The 15,350-nt window shown below is 56.3% G+C and carries 15 protein-coding genes; 7 read left to right on the forward strand and 8 right to left on the reverse strand.

The window, feature by feature from the left end; translation table 11 throughout:
* Window positions 1–5 precede the first annotated feature (5 nt).
* Together lipA and QWI16_RS15290 are read left to right on the forward strand one after the other, a co-directional pair.
* On the forward strand, window positions 6–1,019 hold the full coding sequence (gene lipA, locus QWI16_RS15285; protein WP_302714381.1) for a lipoyl synthase: 1,014 nt from the start codon (window positions 6–8) through the stop codon (window positions 1,017–1,019).
* Entirely contained in the window at window positions 982–1,539 is a 558-nt protein-coding gene (locus QWI16_RS15290; protein ID WP_302714382.1) for a GNAT family N-acetyltransferase, read from the forward strand. Before lipA ends, QWI16_RS15290 begins: the two co-directional genes overlap by 38 nt.
* On the opposite strand, the gene QWI16_RS15295 is transcribed toward QWI16_RS15290, so the two are convergent.
* Window positions 1,496–2,218, reverse strand: coding sequence for a glycerophosphodiester phosphodiesterase (locus tag QWI16_RS15295; RefSeq protein WP_302714383.1), 723 nt, complete (start codon window positions 2,216–2,218; stop codon window positions 1,496–1,498). The genes QWI16_RS15290 and QWI16_RS15295 overlap by 44 nt on opposite strands.
* 97 nt (window positions 2,219–2,315) lie before the next feature.
* Here QWI16_RS15295 and QWI16_RS15300 point away from each other — a divergent pair, with 97 nt between their 5' ends.
* Window positions 2,316–2,840 carry a mechanosensitive ion channel domain-containing protein gene (locus QWI16_RS15300; protein WP_302714384.1) on the forward strand — a complete coding sequence of 175 codons (525 nt, stop codon included), beginning with the start codon at window positions 2,316–2,318 and terminating at the stop codon, window positions 2,838–2,840.
* On the opposite strand, the gene QWI16_RS15305 is transcribed toward QWI16_RS15300, so the two are convergent.
* Together QWI16_RS15305 and QWI16_RS15310 are read right to left on the reverse strand one after the other, a co-directional pair.
* Window positions 2,827–3,915, reverse strand: coding sequence for an EAL domain-containing protein (locus QWI16_RS15305; RefSeq protein ID WP_302714385.1), 1,089 nt, complete (start codon window positions 3,913–3,915; stop codon window positions 2,827–2,829). The two genes, QWI16_RS15300 and QWI16_RS15305, sit on opposite strands and share 14 nt — an antisense overlap.
* A gap of 158 nt (window positions 3,916–4,073) precedes the next feature.
* A complete protein-coding gene (locus QWI16_RS15310) occupies window positions 4,074–5,264 on the reverse strand; it encodes an amino acid aminotransferase (protein ID WP_302714386.1) in 1,191 nt (396 codons plus the stop codon).
* 201 nt (window positions 5,265–5,465) lie between these two features.
* On the opposite strand from QWI16_RS15310, the gene hisC reads away from it, so the two are divergent.
* Window positions 5,466–6,530 carry a histidinol-phosphate transaminase gene (hisC, locus tag QWI16_RS15315; protein ID WP_302714387.1) on the forward strand — a complete coding sequence of 355 codons (1,065 nt, stop codon included), beginning with the start codon at window positions 5,466–5,468 and terminating at the stop codon, window positions 6,528–6,530.
* Between the two features lie 6 nt (window positions 6,531–6,536).
* On the opposite strand, the gene QWI16_RS15320 is transcribed toward hisC, so the two are convergent.
* Complete coding sequence (locus QWI16_RS15320) at window positions 6,537–7,088, reverse strand: STAS domain-containing protein (protein WP_302714388.1); 552 nt, start codon at window positions 7,086–7,088, stop codon at window positions 6,537–6,539.
* A 647-nt stretch (window positions 7,089–7,735) separates the two neighbouring features.
* Here QWI16_RS15320 and QWI16_RS15325 point away from each other — a divergent pair.
* A complete protein-coding gene (locus tag QWI16_RS15325) occupies window positions 7,736–10,009 on the forward strand; it encodes a putative bifunctional diguanylate cyclase/phosphodiesterase (RefSeq protein ID WP_302714389.1) in 2,274 nt (757 codons plus the stop codon).
* Between the two features lie 26 nt (window positions 10,010–10,035).
* On the opposite strand, the gene QWI16_RS15330 is transcribed toward QWI16_RS15325, so the two are convergent.
* The 3 genes from QWI16_RS15330 to QWI16_RS15340 are packed head-to-tail and all read right to left on the reverse strand — an operon-like array spanning window position 10,036 to window position 12,516.
* The gene (locus tag QWI16_RS15330; RefSeq protein WP_302714390.1) at window positions 10,036–11,103 is read right to left on the reverse strand and encodes a succinylglutamate desuccinylase/aspartoacylase family protein; all 1,068 of its coding nucleotides are present in this window, start codon (window positions 11,101–11,103) and stop codon (window positions 10,036–10,038) included.
* Window positions 11,103–12,008 (reverse strand): 30S ribosomal protein S6--L-glutamate ligase, encoded by a 906-nt coding sequence (gene rimK / locus QWI16_RS15335; RefSeq protein ID WP_302714391.1) that lies wholly within the window; start codon window positions 12,006–12,008, stop codon window positions 11,103–11,105. Before rimK ends, QWI16_RS15330 begins: the two co-directional genes overlap by 1 nt.
* Before the next feature lie 40 nt (window positions 12,009–12,048).
* A complete protein-coding gene (locus QWI16_RS15340; protein ID WP_302714392.1) occupies window positions 12,049–12,516 on the reverse strand; it encodes an ATP-dependent zinc protease family protein in 468 nt (155 codons plus the stop codon).
* Window positions 12,517–12,773: 257 nt separating this feature from the next.
* On the opposite strand from QWI16_RS15340, the gene QWI16_RS15345 reads away from it, so the two are divergent.
* The gene (locus tag QWI16_RS15345; protein ID WP_302714395.1) at window positions 12,774–12,971 is read left to right on the forward strand and encodes a PA3496 family putative envelope integrity protein; all 198 of its coding nucleotides are present in this window, start codon (window positions 12,774–12,776) and stop codon (window positions 12,969–12,971) included.
* 169 nt (window positions 12,972–13,140) lie between these two features.
* Entirely contained in the window at window positions 13,141–14,445 is a 1,305-nt protein-coding gene (locus QWI16_RS15350) for a GGDEF domain-containing protein (protein WP_302714397.1), read from the forward strand.
* 51 nt (window positions 14,446–14,496) lie between these two features.
* Here QWI16_RS15350 and QWI16_RS15355 read toward each other — a convergent pair whose 3' ends face one another.
* Window positions 14,497–15,345 carry a symmetrical bis(5'-nucleosyl)-tetraphosphatase gene (locus QWI16_RS15355; protein ID WP_302714399.1) on the reverse strand — a complete coding sequence of 283 codons (849 nt, stop codon included), beginning with the start codon at window positions 15,343–15,345 and terminating at the stop codon, window positions 14,497–14,499.
* Between the last annotated feature and the right edge of the window lie 5 nt (window positions 15,346–15,350).

Genomic DNA, 15,350 nt, shown 5'->3' on the forward strand with positions numbered 1-15,350 from the left:
TGTTTATGACCACAGAGATTCCCGATATCCAACCGGTTAAACGTACCCGTCGCCACAAGCAAGGTGAAAAGCTGCGCGATGCGGACAAGGTCGAGCGGATTCCGGTCAAGGTCATTGCCTCGGATGCGGTCGAGACTCCGCGCAAGCCGGACTGGATCCGGGTGCGGGTGCCCGCGTCGCCGGAAGTGGATCGCATAAAAAAATTACTGCGCAAAAATGGCTTGTCCTCGGTTTGCGAGGAGGCGAATTGCCCCAATCTCGGAGAGTGTTTCTCCGGTGGCACGGCCACGTTTATGATTATGGGCGACATTTGTACCCGTCGCTGCCCTTTCTGCGATGTAGGACACGGCAAACCTAACCCTCTGGATGAAAAAGAGCCAGCGCACCTGGCCAATGCCATCGCCGAGTTGCGGCTCAAGTACGTGGTGATCACCTCGGTAGATCGCGACGATCTACGCGACGGTGGCGCCGGGCATTTTGCCGACTGTATACGCGAAGCGCGGCAGCGTTCCCCTCAGTTGCAAGTAGAGATCTTGACACCGGACTTTCGCGGTCGCATGGAGCCGGCGCTGGATATTTTGGAAAAAGAGGCGCCCGATGTGTTTAACCACAATCTGGAAACGGTACCGCGCCTTTATCGGCAAGCTCGACCCGGCGCGAACTACCAGTGGAGCCTAAAGCTGCTCGCTGAATATAAAAAGCGCCGCCCGGATGTGTTGACCAAGTCCGGTCTTATGGTGGGGCTGGGTGAAACCAAGGAAGAAATTATTCAGGTGATGCGCGATATGCGCGAGCACCAGATTGATATGATCACCATTGGCCAGTACTTACAACCCTCCAAAGACCATTTGCCGGTGGATCGCTACGTCCATCCGGACGAATTTGCCGAGTACACTCAGCTGGCAGAGCAACTGGGCTTTAAGCACGCCGCTTGTGGGCCGCTGGTGCGCTCGTCTTATCACGCCGACAAGCAGGCGCACGGTGAGCAGGTCCAGTGGTTTGGCGCCCAGCAGGGGTGAGTCGGGCGCTGTTGAGCGTTTTGCGATTGCAGATTTGGCACTGTGTCCCCACAGTGTCGATACCATCGCCCGCTGGCATCACAAAGAGTGTTTGCGCCAGGGTCTAAACAGTCGTTACGAGCGTCGGCGAGAAAGACTTTCTCAGCACTTGTCGGTGGAGCAGAGCGTTCCGCGAACCTGGGTAGTCGTCGACAGGCAAGCGGGTGCGGCAGTCGGTTGCGTCAGCCTGATCAGTTATCACGTGGGCGGTGCGGGCCAAGCGCTGGCGCCGGATACGCCGCTGTGGCTGAGTAATTTATACTTGGAGTCTGAATTTCGCGGACTCGGTCTGGCATCATTCCTGATTGATACTGTGGTGGACCATACGCTCGGTTTGGGCCTGGACAGCCTCTGGCTAACGGCGACCGAGAAAACAGATTACTATCAGCGCCGGGGATGGCAGCGCGTGCGGCGTGTGCGCCTTGGAGGCCAGTGGGTCAATGTGATGTGCCGGCAGCTGGGTCCTGGCAGTAGGCAGTAAACTCGGCAGCCCGGTCGGTAAAGCAGGCGTCGATGTCATAGTCGAGAATGCACTGCCAGTCGGCGGGAACATTGGCGGTGTACACCCAGTGCTTAAAGCCCCGGGCATGAACATCGTCTGTCAGAGCTCTGCTCAGCCAGGACACGGCGCTGTTAAAAGAGTAGGGCTTGAGCGGCTCGGCGCAGGCGGCGTAATTCAGAGGCAGGCCTTCGAGCAGCACGCCAAGCTTGATGTTTGGCAGTTGCTGGCGACAGGCGAAAAGCTCGTGATGATTGAAGCTGGAGATCACAATGTGGTCGAGCTCCGCAGCTGACTCTTGCCGAAAATCATCGAGCGCTTTGGCTAAAAGTGTGCTGCCGCCACTGTTTTTCAGCTCGAGGTTCAGCAGGCAGCGCCCCTGCACTAAACGCAAAAGCTCCGGCAGGTCTGCCAGGGGTTCGCCGTTGCTGAGTGTCTGGGCTTCCAGCTCGGTGCGACTCAGGCTGGTAATCAGTTGTTTGTTTCCGGACATGGTGTCGATAAAGCGATCGTGGGTGATCCAGAAGCGATTGTGTAGAAACCACAAATCCACTTCGATACCATCGACGCCAAAGGCGAGCGCCGCCTCGACAGCCGCAAGGGAGTTTTCCGGACGATCGGCCGCAGTGCAGCCTCTGTGGGCAATACAAAGAGGTTTCAAAGGAGCCTCTGTTTAATGATGTTTAGCCAGTACAGGTGTTGCGCGCTTTGCAAGTACCACCTGATGCTAGAGTACAAGTGTTCCTAGGAGTAAGCCAGTGCTAAAAGTGTTGTTGATTAGCTGTTGCATCGTTTTCTTTTTGCTGATGTCCCGCCTGGTGGAGCGCCTGGTGCGCGATTTGGCGGCCAAGCGATCTGTCAGCGAGTTTCGGGTGGAGTACATTACCAAGATTACCCGATTTGCCCTGCTGTTTTGCGTTGTCGCAGTAATCTGCCTTTTGATGGGGCTGGGGTATGGCGACGTCGCCTTATTCTTATCGTCTATTTTTGCGGTAGTGGGTATTGCGCTTTTCGCGCAGTGGTCCATTTTGAGCAACATCACTGCCAGCGTGATTATCTTTTTTGGTTTTCCCTACCGGGTAGGTGACCGTATTCAAGTGTTGGACCCCGATGCCAAATTGTGCGGCGTCATTACCGAGATTACCATGTTTCACGTTATCGTCCGCCTGGACGACGATAATACTGTCACTTACCCGAACTCACTGATGCTGCAGCGCGCTGTTCTGAAAGTGAATGGCGAGCCTGCATTGGCGCCACCGGAAGAGACAACTAGTCCTCAATAATCGGCTCTGGTCTGCCGTAGAGAAAACCCTGAATAAAGTCGATACCGATGTCCCGGCACAACTGAGCGGTTTGCTCGGTTTCCACGCCTTCGGCGAGGGTTTTAATGCCCAGACCGCTGATCAGGCTGTTGAGGGTGGAAAGTAACTGGTAGCGGCCGCTGTTGGGGCTGTCCAGATTGCGCACCAGGGCAATATCAAATTTCAGGTAATCCGGTGGTACTTCCACGACCTCCAGTAAGCGGGCCTGGCCGGCGCCGAAGTCGTCGTAGGCGAGGCCAATATTCAAGTGGTTCAGGGAGCGGCGCACCTCGGCCATGGCGTCCAGATCAGTAATGGCCGCCTCATGCACTTCAAAGATCAGCTGCAGTCTGGGAAAGAGCGTCCGCAATCGGGTGAGTTCCGCCAGTAGGGTGTCAAAGTCATTGGATTCACTGGGGTGTGTGTTAAAGAACAGAGGTACCTGGAGGTTGGCCCTGGCCGCGTCTTCAAAACAGCATTCGCGAAACAGGCGGCTGAGAGCGACTTCCGAGTCGAGCGTTTCGGCGAGATTGAACAGTGCGCCAGGGCTCTCACCCAGTACCGGATGAGTGCCGCGCCCCAGCAACTCAAAGGCGAACGGCGAGCCGTCGTTTTTGGCAATCAGCTGTTTGAATCCGCGCACCTGGCGTCTTTGCAGCAGCTCAAAGAACTCGCGGGTGTGCAGGGGAAACTGATTGGGCAGATTGCCGATGCCGACGCGGGTGGAGTCACGCGCCGCCTGGGTTTGCGGCGCCAGTTCGACCATCAGGCGAAACTCGTGATCACCCAGATGCAACACAAAACCGGCTTCGATTTCAGTGGGCCGCTTGATGCACTGACGGTTGACGAACGTGCCATTGGTGCTGCCGAGGTCGGTGAGGATCAGTTTATCCCCCGAGAGTTCAAAGCGGGCGTGCTGGCGGGAAATACTCTCCATGTTCAGTTGCAAATCACAGTCGGCGTGGCGACCGACCACCGATGGGAATTTGATCAATTCATAGCGGCGTGAGCGCAGGCTGTCCCCTGTATAGCCTTCCAGATAGTAGTGCTGTGCCACGTTTGCTCCGCTCGCCCGATCAAAACATCAGAAGTCCTTTAATAGTAGACGTTTATCACATGTTCTTGAATGTGGCGAAATATGCCGAATTGGCATAAAACGGCAGCCTCTATAGAAGGCCGCTCTCTGGCATCCTTGCCTGCACTTCGCCCTCAGCCTCAGAGAACGGCGCTGATGGCGTCCGCCGCGTACTCGAGGTTACTCGTGTTAATACCCGCCAGGTTAATCCGGCTGTTGTCCGTCATATACACGCTGAACTCGCTTTTCAGGCGCGCTACCTGTGGTTGGCTGAGCCCGAGAAAGCTAAACATACCCTGTTCGTGCGCGATGAAGCCAAAGTCGCGTTGTGACTGGCGGCTGTTGAGTGCCTGCACCAGTTTCTCTCGCAGTGAGTGAATACGTTCGCGCATTTGGGCCAGTTCGCTCAGCCACAAGCCGCGCAATGCGTCGTCGTGATACACCCGCTCGACGATAGCGGCGCCATGAGATGGCGGCATGGAGTAAAGACCCCGAGCCAGGCTTAGCGTCTGACTGAGTACCGCCTCCGCTCCCGTGGGGCTGTTGCTGACAATGCTCAGGCTGCCCGCTCGCTCGCGATACAGGCCCAGGTTTTTCGAAAAGGAGGTGGCCAGTACCAGTTCTGGCAGTCGCTCTGCCATCAGCCTCAAGCCGAATGCATCCTCTTCTAATCCCTGGCCAAAGCCTTGGTAGGCCATATCGATAAACGGGGTAAATCCGCGAGTCTCGGCCAGCTCGGTCAGGGCCTGCCACTGCGCCTGAGTCAGGTCGGCGCCGCTGGGGTTATGGCAGCAAGCATGCAAGAGCACGAGGTCGTCCTTGCCGGCGTGCTCCAGCGCAGAATACATGGCATCAAAGTCAATGCAGTGGCGCTCAAAGTCATAATAGGGATATTCGCGCAGGGTAAGTCCTGCACTGCCGAGCAACGGGATGTGATTGGCCCAGGTGGGGGTGCTTACCCAGACGCGGGCATCGGGTTTTGCCTTGGCAATCAATTCGGCCGCTAACCTCAAGGCGCCACAACCCCCGGGGGTTTGCACAGTGGCGACCCGGCCGTCAGTTAAAACGCTGTGATCTGCGCCGAAAGCCAATTGCGCGGCGGCGCGATTGGCGCCTTCAATACCGGCAGGGGGGGTGTAGACTTTGGTGGTCTGTTCTTCGAGCAAGGCGGCCTCCGCCTGACTGACACAAGCCAGTACCGGTGTTTCCCCCGCTTCGGTTTTGTAGACGCCGACACCCAGGTCGACTTTGAGGGGGTTGGGGTCACTGCGATAGGCGGCACTCAACCCGAGAATAGGGTCGGGATTAAGGCGGGGTAGACGGTCAAACATGGGGCTTCCTCGGGCAGTCATCACTGAGGCCGAGGATGATAACGTATAATCGCGCTGAACGCTGAACGCTGAACGCTGAACGCTGAACGCTGAACGCTGAACGCTGAACGCTGAACGCTGAACGCTGAACGCTGAACGCTGAACGCTGAACGCTGAACGCTGAACGCGATATACTTGCGCTTTTGTTTTCCCGGAGTCCCCATGACCAAATACTGGAGTGACGTGGTTCGCACCATTGAGCCCTATGTGCCCGGCGAGCAGCCGCAGGTGGAAGGGTTGATAAAACTCAATACCAATGAGAGTCCTTACCCGCCATCTCCGAGCGTGGTTGATGTCATCACCCGCAGTGTTATCCAGCGGTTGCGCTACTATCCGGACCCCAACGCCAGTGCCCTGCGCGGCGCTATCGCTGAATATTACGGCGTGGAGCCTGACTACGTGTTTGCGGGCAACAGCTCAGATGAAGTTTTGGCGCAGACTTTTATGGCGTTTTTCCAGCAGCCAGAACCCATTTTGTATCCGGACATCACCTACGGCTTCTACCCGGTGTACTGCGAGCTGTTCGGAATCGAGGCAAAAATCCTGCCTTTGGCGGACGACTTTCGCATCGACCTCGCGGATTATCGCCAAAGCAACGGCGGTATTATTTTTCCCAACCCCAACGCGCCGACGGGGCTGGAAACACCTCTTGAGCAGATCGAGTCTCTGCTGCGGGATAACACCGAGTCACTGGTGGTGGTCGATGAGGCTTACGTGGATTTCGGTGCGCGCTCTGCGGTGGAGTTGGTTTCGCGCTACGATAACCTGTTGGTGGTGCAGACCTTTTCCAAATCCCGTGCTCTGGCGGGTATGCGCGTCGGCTTTGCCATCGGTCAGCCCTCGCTCATCGACGCACTGGAACGGGTAAAGAACTCCTTTAATTCCTACCCTCTGGATGCCATCGCCCAGCTGGCGGCGACCGCCGCCATGCAAGACCGTGACTATTTCGATGAGTGTTGCCGAAAGGTGATCAGCACCCGCAAGGAAACCGAGCAGGGTTTGCGTGAGCGCGGATTTGAGGTTTTACCGTCCAAGGCTAACTTTTTGTTGGCTCGCCCCCCAGAGTCACTGAGCGCGGAGTCACTGGCAGAAGCGCTGAGGCGTGAGAAAATACTGGTGCGCTATTTCAACAAACCCAGAATCAGCGATTACCTGCGGATCAGTATTGGCTCAGACAGTGATATGCAGGCACTGCTGGCCGCCCTCGACAGAATTATGTCCAGCTGAGCTATTCTACAAATCCCGCCGTGGGCGCACGATAAACTCGCGGGTCAGCCCGCTCCAGGATAGGCGCTGGTAAAGGCTGCGATTGCATTGGTTGAGGCTGATATCCCGGCTGCCCGCCTGTTTATTGTCTTTGAACAGCAGCAGCATGGCCAAGCCGGCCAGGCTCAGTACCTCGGTTTCGCGCAAATCAAATTCGAACTGGTGCACGCCATTGCCCGCCGTTTCGCGCAGCAGCTGGCGCCATTGGCGCATGGCGGCTAGATCGATGTTGCCGTGCACACTGATTTTAATGCTGTGGCCATTGTTGATCGGACGCCAATCGATCCGTGTCTTCGAAGCGCTAGGCTGCTCCCGAGGCTTACCTTCCGGGCGGGTGACACTCGCGCGCACCCGGGTATTGCGCGCCTTGGCGCTGGCTGGGACCAGATCATCCCAGCTGCTGTTTTCCAGCTCAGCCTCCAGCAACTGCTCGATCAATTCGCTGTCGCTGCCCTCTTGCGAAGTTGCTGCATCGCGGGAGAAAAATTCTTCGCCAACAAATGGAACCTGCTTTTTCATGTGTGGATCCCGGTGTTTAGTGTGGCGGGATCGTCCCTGTTTTGCCGCTTGATTATGGTTATTGCTTTATAAAGAGGTACTCAAAGTGAGTATAGCGTCAGATGGGGTCGTTTTTTAACCGCTGCCTTCCTCTGACGCGAGCGCTTATTGCCATACGCCACTCATAAGGCCCTTTGATCGCCCAAAATGGCACGTTAATCTTCTTTTTATAGGCTAAAAGTCGTTTTTTTGTTGCTTTAAGTGCCAATCAGTCTAATGCCTGAGGCTCTGCTGGACGTTTTATGCGCATAAAATAGACGAAGTAAAAATACTTTCAGGCCGGCGCTTGCGTCCTCGGGTGTATTCTAATAAATTGGGGTTATTAATAGCCCTCATAAAGAATGACTTAGGCATAACAGTGCCCCAGGCCAGCCTCTTGTCGACGCCTGTTACTGATAGATCCAGACGTCAGCGTGGCCGGCTCTTCGAATGTCGGGGTAAGGAAAATTGGGGGTAACCGGCTTCGGCTGGTATCGCCACAGAGCAAGGTAGCGTTACAGTCTTCCGCTCTCGCTTGTTGCGACAGCGCCTCTGGCCATATTAGGGCTGAGCGTGTTTGGATCGCCGGGGTGGAAGCATTGCGAAATGTTCGTCTGCTGTGGGAAGGTATGCAACAAAAACAAAGTGCCGCTGAGCTGATTAAAAAGTATCAGCAGTTGTTTAAGCGGCTGAATCATAAGCAGATAGCGGAGCGCCTGGCGGGCATGGTAGCCGGTCGGTCGGGCATTACCCGCGTAGCCGTTGTGCTGGACAACGACGGCAATCTGTTACTCGAGGCTCTGGCCCGGCGCGATGCCGCCGGCAATGTCGAGCCGCGTGGTCTGAGCTCGCCATTATCCAACTCTCGCAACCTGCCGGTCGACCTTATCGAGCGTGCCTATGGGCGGGGCGAGCCTGTCTACTTCGATCCTGAACAATTGCCGGGCGGCACTTACCAAAGCGCCATGCTGCAACCGATCGAGGAGTGTGGCCAAACCATAGCCGCCTTTTATATAGAGGCCAGTCTGGATGCGGCAGAACTCTCGGCCTTGGTCCAGGAACTTGAGCCCGTCTGGCTGATCAGTTCGCTGGTGGCGCGGCAGATGCTGGATATGCAGCGTTTCGCCGAACAGAGCGAGCGCAGCCGCATGACGGAGCGGGCACTCTGGGCGAGTGAAACCTACCTCAATGCCATCCTGCGCTACTCGCCGGCGTTAATCGCGGTGAAAGATCTCAACGGCAATGTCGTCATGGCCAGCGACCACTACAAGCAGCTAGCCAATATTGAAGACGGTTCTTTGATCGGCAAAAACGCTTACGATATTTACCCCAAGGAGCTGGTTGAGTCACTCAAATCGGTAGAGGCTGCGGCGCTCGACAGTGGCAGGCCGTTTGAAACCGAAGTGGAGCTACTGCATAAAGACGGCAGTTTGCACACTTACCTGATGGTCAAGTTTCCCCTGAGTGACAAGAGCGAGGAAGTCTTTGGGGTCTGCACCATATGCACCGATGTGTCAGATCGCAAACTCGCGGAGAGCGCCTTGCGCGAGCAGCAGTCACGGCTGAATTACCTGGCCTTTCACGACGCTTTGACCTCTTTGCCCAATCGCTCCTTGTTCTACGACCGGATCAACCACGGTATCGCCCGTGCCCAGCGCGCCAGCAGTAAGCTGGCTCTGATGCTGTTGGATGTGGACCGTTTCAAAAACATCAACGACAGCCTCGGGCACGATTCGGGCGACCTTCTTCTGAAAGCTATTGCCGGTCGTTTGAACGACGGCGTGCGCGATATGGATACTGTGGCCCGCCTCGGTGGTGATGAGTTTGTGGTGCTACTTGAGGGTGTGCATGACCTTGAAGACGTGCGTTTTGTCGCCAATAAGTTGCTGGCCCAACTGTCCAGACCAATGGAGATCGCCGGTCACGATATTTCTATTACCGCCAGTATCGGGATCAGCGTTTATCCCACCGATGGTGAAGACACCGACGAGCTATTAAAAAACGCCGACATTGCCATGTATAAAGCCAAGGAGGCTGGCAAAAACAACTGTCAGTTTTACGCCAAGGGTATGAGCGCCTCGGCGGTTAACTTCTTGCTGCTGGAGAACGATCTGCGCCGAGGCATTGAGCAAGACCAACTGATCCTGCATTACCAGCCGCAAATCGACCTGGCGAGCGGCGCTCTGACCGGTGTGGAAGCCTTGGTGCGCTGGCAACACCCCGAGCGGGGGCTGGTCTCCCCGGCACACTTTATCCCTCTGGCAGAGGAAACGGGTTTGATCGTACCTCTGGGGGAGTGGGTATTAAAAGCGGCCTGTCAGCAGCAAAAAAGTTGGATTGACGCGGGCCTTAATGTGCCGCAAATGGCGGTAAACTTGTCTACCCGTCAGTTTCGCCAGCGCGACTTTCCGGGCAAAGTCGCCAGCGTCTTGCGTGAAACGGGCTTGCCCGCTCAGTATCTGGAGCTGGAAATTACCGAAAGCTGCGCCATGGAGCATGCCAGTGAAACCATTAACCAGCTCAACCAACTCAACCAGATGGGGCTGCAATTGTCGATTGACGATTTCGGCACCGGCTATTCTTCTCTGGCTTATCTCAAGCGTTTTCCCATCGATAAGTTAAAAATCGACAGCAGCTTTATCCACGACTTACCCCTGGACCAAAACGATGCCGCTATCGCCAAGTCGATTATTGGACTCGCGCACAATATGCAATTGACTGTGGTGGCCGAGGGCGTGGAGCAGGAACATCAGGTCAAATGGCTGTGCGAACAGGGCTGTGATCAGGCTCAAGGTTTCTACTACGCCAAGCCCATGGCGGCCGCGCAGTTTGTCAGTCATTTTACCGCGCGGGGCGAATTTGATTTTGGCGGGAATGTCGTATCGCTGCAAGATTTTGCCTAGGCTCAGCCCAAGGCTTTAAAGCGCGGTCAATTTTCCAGTGAATCGTCCTCACCGATAAAAAAGGGCTCGTCCTCATCCTCTGCGGTACCGAAAGTATCGTGAAAGCTCACTACCTGATCTGCCACCTGGTGGATTTGCTTGCTGTAGTTCGCCAGGTGAAACAGCGCTTCGCCCTCATGAATTAGAGGTAGGTTGGTCAGCCCGATAACAATGGCCTCGGCCGGTGAATATACGGGTACTTGGGTCAGCCCGACCGGATCGGTGATATAGGCCAGTATGGTCTTTTTCTTGACCCGGGCGCCGAGCCTGACCATGGTGCGCATCACCCCGCTGCAGGGCGCGCGCACCCAGCGGCTGTCGTCTGCAATGGCCACGTCGGAGGGCTTTTTCGAGCGGCTTTTGCGCGGTAGCATTTCCAGCTCGCGCATCACGTTAATCACTCCCCGAGTACCGGCCCGAATACTGAATTCATCGAAACGCAGGGCTTCACCGGCTTCGTAGAGAAGCAGCGGGATTTGCTGGTCGGCGGCCGCCTGACGCAGGGAGCCTTCCCTGAGTTTGGCATCGAGCACCACCGGCGAGCCGAAGGCAACGGCCAGGTCGCGCGTCTCCTCCTGCGACAAGTCCACGCGCACTTGCGGCAGGTTGGTGCGGTGGCGTGCGCCTGTGTGTAGATCGATGCAATGGGTGCAGTGACCGAGTATTTCGTTGGCCAAGGTATAGGCGACTCGCCCGGCCAGCGACCCTTTCTGGCTTCCGGGAAAGCTGCGGTTCAGGTCGCGGCCGTCGGGCAGGTAGCGCGACTGATTGAGAAAACCGTGCACGTTGACCACGGGAATCGCCAGTAAGGTGCCGCGCAGTTTCGCCAATTCGCGAATGCCGAGCACCCGCCGGATAATTTCCACCCCGTTGATTTCATCGCCATGCACGACGGCAGTCAGTAGCAGGCAGGGGCCGGGGCGCTTGCCGTTAATCACATGAACGGTCAGGCCCACGTCCGTGTGTGTGTACATTGCAGCCAGTGGGATGTCCACAGTGCGGCTTTCTCCGGGTGCGATCTGTTCCCCGCCGATGCAGACGGTTTTATTGGGCACTAGCCTTTTCCCTTTGTGCGGTTGTTGTGGGGACGGGCATTCTCTTCGATGTATTGGACGATCGCGCTGGCGACATCGCGGCCAGTGGCGCCCTCGATACCCTCAAGCCCAGGTGATGAGTTGACCTCCATCGTCAAGGGGCCGCGCGATGAACGCAGGATGTCCACCCCAGCGATTTTCAGTCCCATGGTCTGGGCCGCCTTGATGGCCGTGCTGCGTTCGTTGGGCCGCAGTTTTACCAATTGGGCACTGCCGCCTCTGTGAAGGTTGGAGCGAAACTCCCCCTCCGGTGCGGTGCGCTGCATGGCGGCGATGACTTTATTGCCTATCACCAGGCAGCGGATGTCGCTACCGCCGGCCTCTTTGATGAACTCCTGGACCAGAAACTCGGCGCGCAGCTCTCTAAAGGCCTCGATAACACTCTCGGCGGCTTTGGCTGTCTCGGCCAGCACTACGCCGCGGCCCTGAGTGCCTTCACAGAGCTTGACCACCAGCGGCGCGCCGCCAACCAGCTGGATCAGCTCTTTGGTGTTGTGAACATTGTGCGCAAAACTGGTTCGCGGCATACCGATGCCTTTGCGCGACAACAGCTGCAGGGCCCGTAGTTTGTCCCGCGAGCGACCCAGGGCGACCGACTCGGTCAGACAGTAGACACCCATCATTTCAAACTGCCGAATGACCGCCAGGCCGTAGTGAGTCACTGAGGCACCGATACGTGGAATCACTGCATCAAAGTCTTCGAGTTGAACCCCGCGATACCAGATAGCCGGCTTGGAAGGAGTGATGTCCATGTAGCACTTTAATATGTCGATTACATGCGGTTCATGGCCGCGCTCCTCGCAGGCCTGGATCAATCGGCGGGTGGAGTAGAGCTTACTGTTGCGAGATAGAATGGCAATTTTCATTTAGAGTCCTAACTAATTTGTGTCGCGCCGGCTCTTTGTCTTAGCGGCGCTCGGTGTCTGGGGCTGAGGTTTTGTCGCCACCACAGAGAAAAGACAATTCGGGGTCGACCAAAAAGTGACCGCTCAGGGTATTGCGCCCGAGCAACATGCGAAACAGCATGGTTTCTCGATTGGTCAGGGTCATTTCGGTCAACAGGGTATTTCCGGCAATACTGATAGCAGTCTCAATCACGTAGCGCTCTTCTTTGTGACCGCCGGAGTCGGTCACTGTGCGTCTGTCGAGCACCGGGCTCTCACAAATGTACTCCGGCTCGTTTGAATGCTGTTTTGGATGCAGACCAAAGCGCACCCAGTCGTTGCCACTGCGGCTAAACGGTTCCACGAAAAAAGCGTGCAGTGCGGAGGTCTTTGCGCCCGTATCGACTTTGGCCTTGACATAAAATTGACCAAAATCCGGAAACATCACCCATTCGCGCCAGCCCACGCAAGTTTTGTTGTTTGATGTCATAGTCTCTTCAATTCCGCATTCTCCTCGAGGGCCTGGCAACTATAGCAGTTTCATGCCCTAGAGTATTCAGGGGCCAGCGCGCTGACAGAACAAAGTCGTTTGATAAAGCATAGTGCTCAAACAACCCTTACGCTAACGCTAAGAAAAAAGCTTTGTCCTGTCAAAAAATTGTGGTAAATAGCGCCCAAGAGCAGTACAGAGGGCGTCGACGTCTTCTGAGTGGCTCGTTTGCTGCGCTTTTCGTGTGAGGTAAAGCTATGACTGTAGACCACGATGACGACAACTTCACAGACGACGAAGGCGACTCCGCCGGTCAGGCTGAGGCCCTGCCTTCAAACACCAAGGACAGTAATCAGCGGCAGTTGGAGATGCGCCGCCGTCTTGAAGACCGGCTAGAGCGCCGGCGGCTCAGGGATGAACTCGGTTGTGACGACCTGTGGGAGCTGGATTTCTAGAGCCCCCCTTCGGCAGCTGCCTCCCAGCTGCCGTCCTTTCTACCGGTGCTTAGCACGGGCAAATCTTTACGCTTTTTTTGCATCCGGCCCGGCAGGCCGCCGACCTTTTATGTTATTTTTAGCGCCATATGCTATATAAATAATAACGAGTAATGCCCGGTGAAGCCCCATGGCCGCAAAACTGCGCTTGGAAAAAACCCTGTTTGTATTGGTGGTGCTGACCGCTGTGGCGATCTTCGGGCGAGATTGGTTACTGCGTGAAACCTTTGTCATTGATCCGGCGGCCGACTTTAATTCCCGCCTGTACGGCGACAAGAATGCTGGCGGTACCACGGACACGGAACTTCTCTCCAGAAGCCCGGAGGGATTTGAGTGGCGCTGTGATCTGCGTTCCGGGTCGGCTTACCCCTATTGCGGGTTCGAGATTTTTATCGGTGAGAGCCGCACTCGTGGTATCGACATGAGCGACTACCAAAAAGTCCGGCTCTGGCTCGACTACGAGGGGGTGAACACGTCCATTCGTGTATTTTTACGCAATTTCGACCGTCGCTACAGTTCTGCGGCCGATGACACCTCCACCAAATACAATCAAGTGGAGTTTGCCGCCGACTCGCCCCAGGATTTCTACGAGTTTGGCTTTGATGATTTCTTTGTCGCCAACTGGTGGTTGCGAGAGCACAACATCCCCCCCCACTTGAGTCATCCGCAGTTCAACAATCTGGTGAGCCTGGAAATCCAGACCGGCTCCGGGCATATGTTGGGAGAGCACCGATTTGCCCTGCGCCGAGTCGAGTTGGTGGGACAACGTTACGATACCGCTGATTGGTACTTGGGGATTATTCTCGCCTGGGCGGGTGTAATTCTGGGCTTTCTGGCTTACCGGGTTGCAGTGCTCACCGGCGAGGTGCGCGATCGCAAGATCCGCGAGCAGGAACTGATAGAGGTAAATGCCCTGCTCGACACTCGCAGTCGGCAGCTGGAAACCCTTGCCAAAACCGACTCGCTCACGGGGGCGTTTAATCGCCAGGGGATTGAAGAGGCCATTAAGCATGGCTTGTGGGAGTGGCGGCACGACCACAAGCCGCTGTCTATTGTGATGATGGACGTCGATCACTTTAAGCAGATCAACGATACCTATGGTCACAGCGTGGGCGATATCGTGCTTGCGGGTATCTCCTCTCTGGTCAAAGAACACATTCGCACCACGGATCTCTTTGCCCGCTGGGGTGGGGAAGAGTTTGTGCTGGTGTGCCGCAATACCCGCATTAACTATGCGGCGCACATTGCCGAGAAGCTCCGCCGGTTGATTGCCGAGCACGACTTTGAGGAGGTGGGGCAGGTCACCGCAAGTTTTGGGGTGGCCGCGCTCAGTGGCAAAAGCAGTATTGAGGATTTGTTTCAAGGTGCGGACGAGGCACTGTACCGCGCGAAAGACAAAGGCCGAAATCGCACCGAAGTCGCCGGCGGGCTCTAGCGGGCAGTCAGGCGTTTTCGAGAACCCCCGAAAGGGCTCACTTGCGCTGAATTAGCGAAAATCGCTGGCGCCAGCTTGACTGGGTTGGCCGGGACAGCGCGTGCGAAAGCGCTTGCCATCTTCGAGACGCAGTGCCGTCAGGCACCCACCCCACACGCAACCAGTATCCAGCGCCGTGACATTGGCGGCATCGGCTTTGCCTTCGAGCGCGGCCCAGTGGCCGAAAACAATACGCTCTTTGCGACACAGATGACTTGGGTGAGCAAACCAGGGTAGAAAACCGCTGGCGTGCCTTTTGCCCGTGGCAGTTTTGTTCTCAAACTCCAGCTCGCCGTCGAGCGTACAAAAGCGCATCCGGGTAAAGTAGTTGGTAATCACCCGCAGTCGCTCATTGCCGATGAGTCGGTTTTTCCACTTGGCCGGTTGGTTACCGTACATGTTGGCCAGAAAGTCGTTGACATAGTCGCTTTGCAGGACAGCTTCGACCTCACGCGCATGCGCCGTCGCTTGGGTTAGATTCCAAATAGGCGGTATACCGGCATGGACCATGGTATAGCCGAGCGCCCGGTCGGTGTGTAACAGCTTGCAGTGACGCAGCCAGTCGATCAGTTCTTCGCAGTCGTTGGCGCGCAGCAGCTGATCCAGAGTATCGAAGGAACTCTTTTTCTTGTGCCCGTAAGCCACGGCGATAAAGTGCAGGTCGTGGTTACCGAGCACGGCTGTGACCGCATCGCCCAATGAGTAAAGGTAGCGCAGGGTCGCCAGCGAGCTGGGGCCGCGATTGACGATATCGCCCGCGATCCAGAGCCGGTCGCTGGACGGGTCAAAGGCAATTTGATCCAGCAGGTCCTGCAGTGGTCGCAGACAACCCTGAATGTCGCCAATGGCGTAGGTACTCATAGGCT

Source organism: Gilvimarinus algae (assembly GCF_030518215.1).
GTDB classification, from domain to species: Bacteria; Pseudomonadota; Gammaproteobacteria; order Pseudomonadales; family Cellvibrionaceae; genus Gilvimarinus; species Gilvimarinus algae.

Bases quoted from the DNA above. Each gene is read 5' to 3' on its own strand.
- lipA (WP_302714381.1), top strand. From the start codon at position 6: ATGACCACAGAGATTCCCGATATCCAACCGGTTAAACGTACCCGTCGC.
- QWI16_RS15310 (WP_302714386.1), bottom strand. From the start codon at position 5,264: ATGTTTGACCGTCTACCCCGCCTTAATCCCGACCCTATTCTCGGGTTG.
- hisC (WP_302714387.1), top strand. From the start codon at position 5,466: ATGACCAAATACTGGAGTGACGTGGTTCGCACCATTGAGCCCTATGTG.
- QWI16_RS15320 (WP_302714388.1), bottom strand. From the start codon at position 7,088: ATGAAAAAGCAGGTTCCATTTGTTGGCGAAGAATTTTTCTCCCGCGAT.
- QWI16_RS15325 (WP_302714389.1), top strand. From the start codon at position 7,736: ATGCAACAAAAACAAAGTGCCGCTGAGCTGATTAAAAAGTATCAGCAG.
- rimK (WP_302714391.1), bottom strand. From the start codon at position 12,008: ATGAAAATTGCCATTCTATCTCGCAACAGTAAGCTCTACTCCACCCGC.
- QWI16_RS15340 (WP_302714392.1), bottom strand. From the start codon at position 12,516: ATGACATCAAACAACAAAACTTGCGTGGGCTGGCGCGAATGGGTGATG.
- QWI16_RS15345 (WP_302714395.1), top strand. From the start codon at position 12,774: ATGACTGTAGACCACGATGACGACAACTTCACAGACGACGAAGGCGAC.
- QWI16_RS15350 (WP_302714397.1), top strand. From the start codon at position 13,141: ATGGCCGCAAAACTGCGCTTGGAAAAAACCCTGTTTGTATTGGTGGTG.
- QWI16_RS15355 (WP_302714399.1), bottom strand. From the start codon at position 15,345: ATGAGTACCTACGCCATTGGCGACATTCAGGGTTGTCTGCGACCACTG.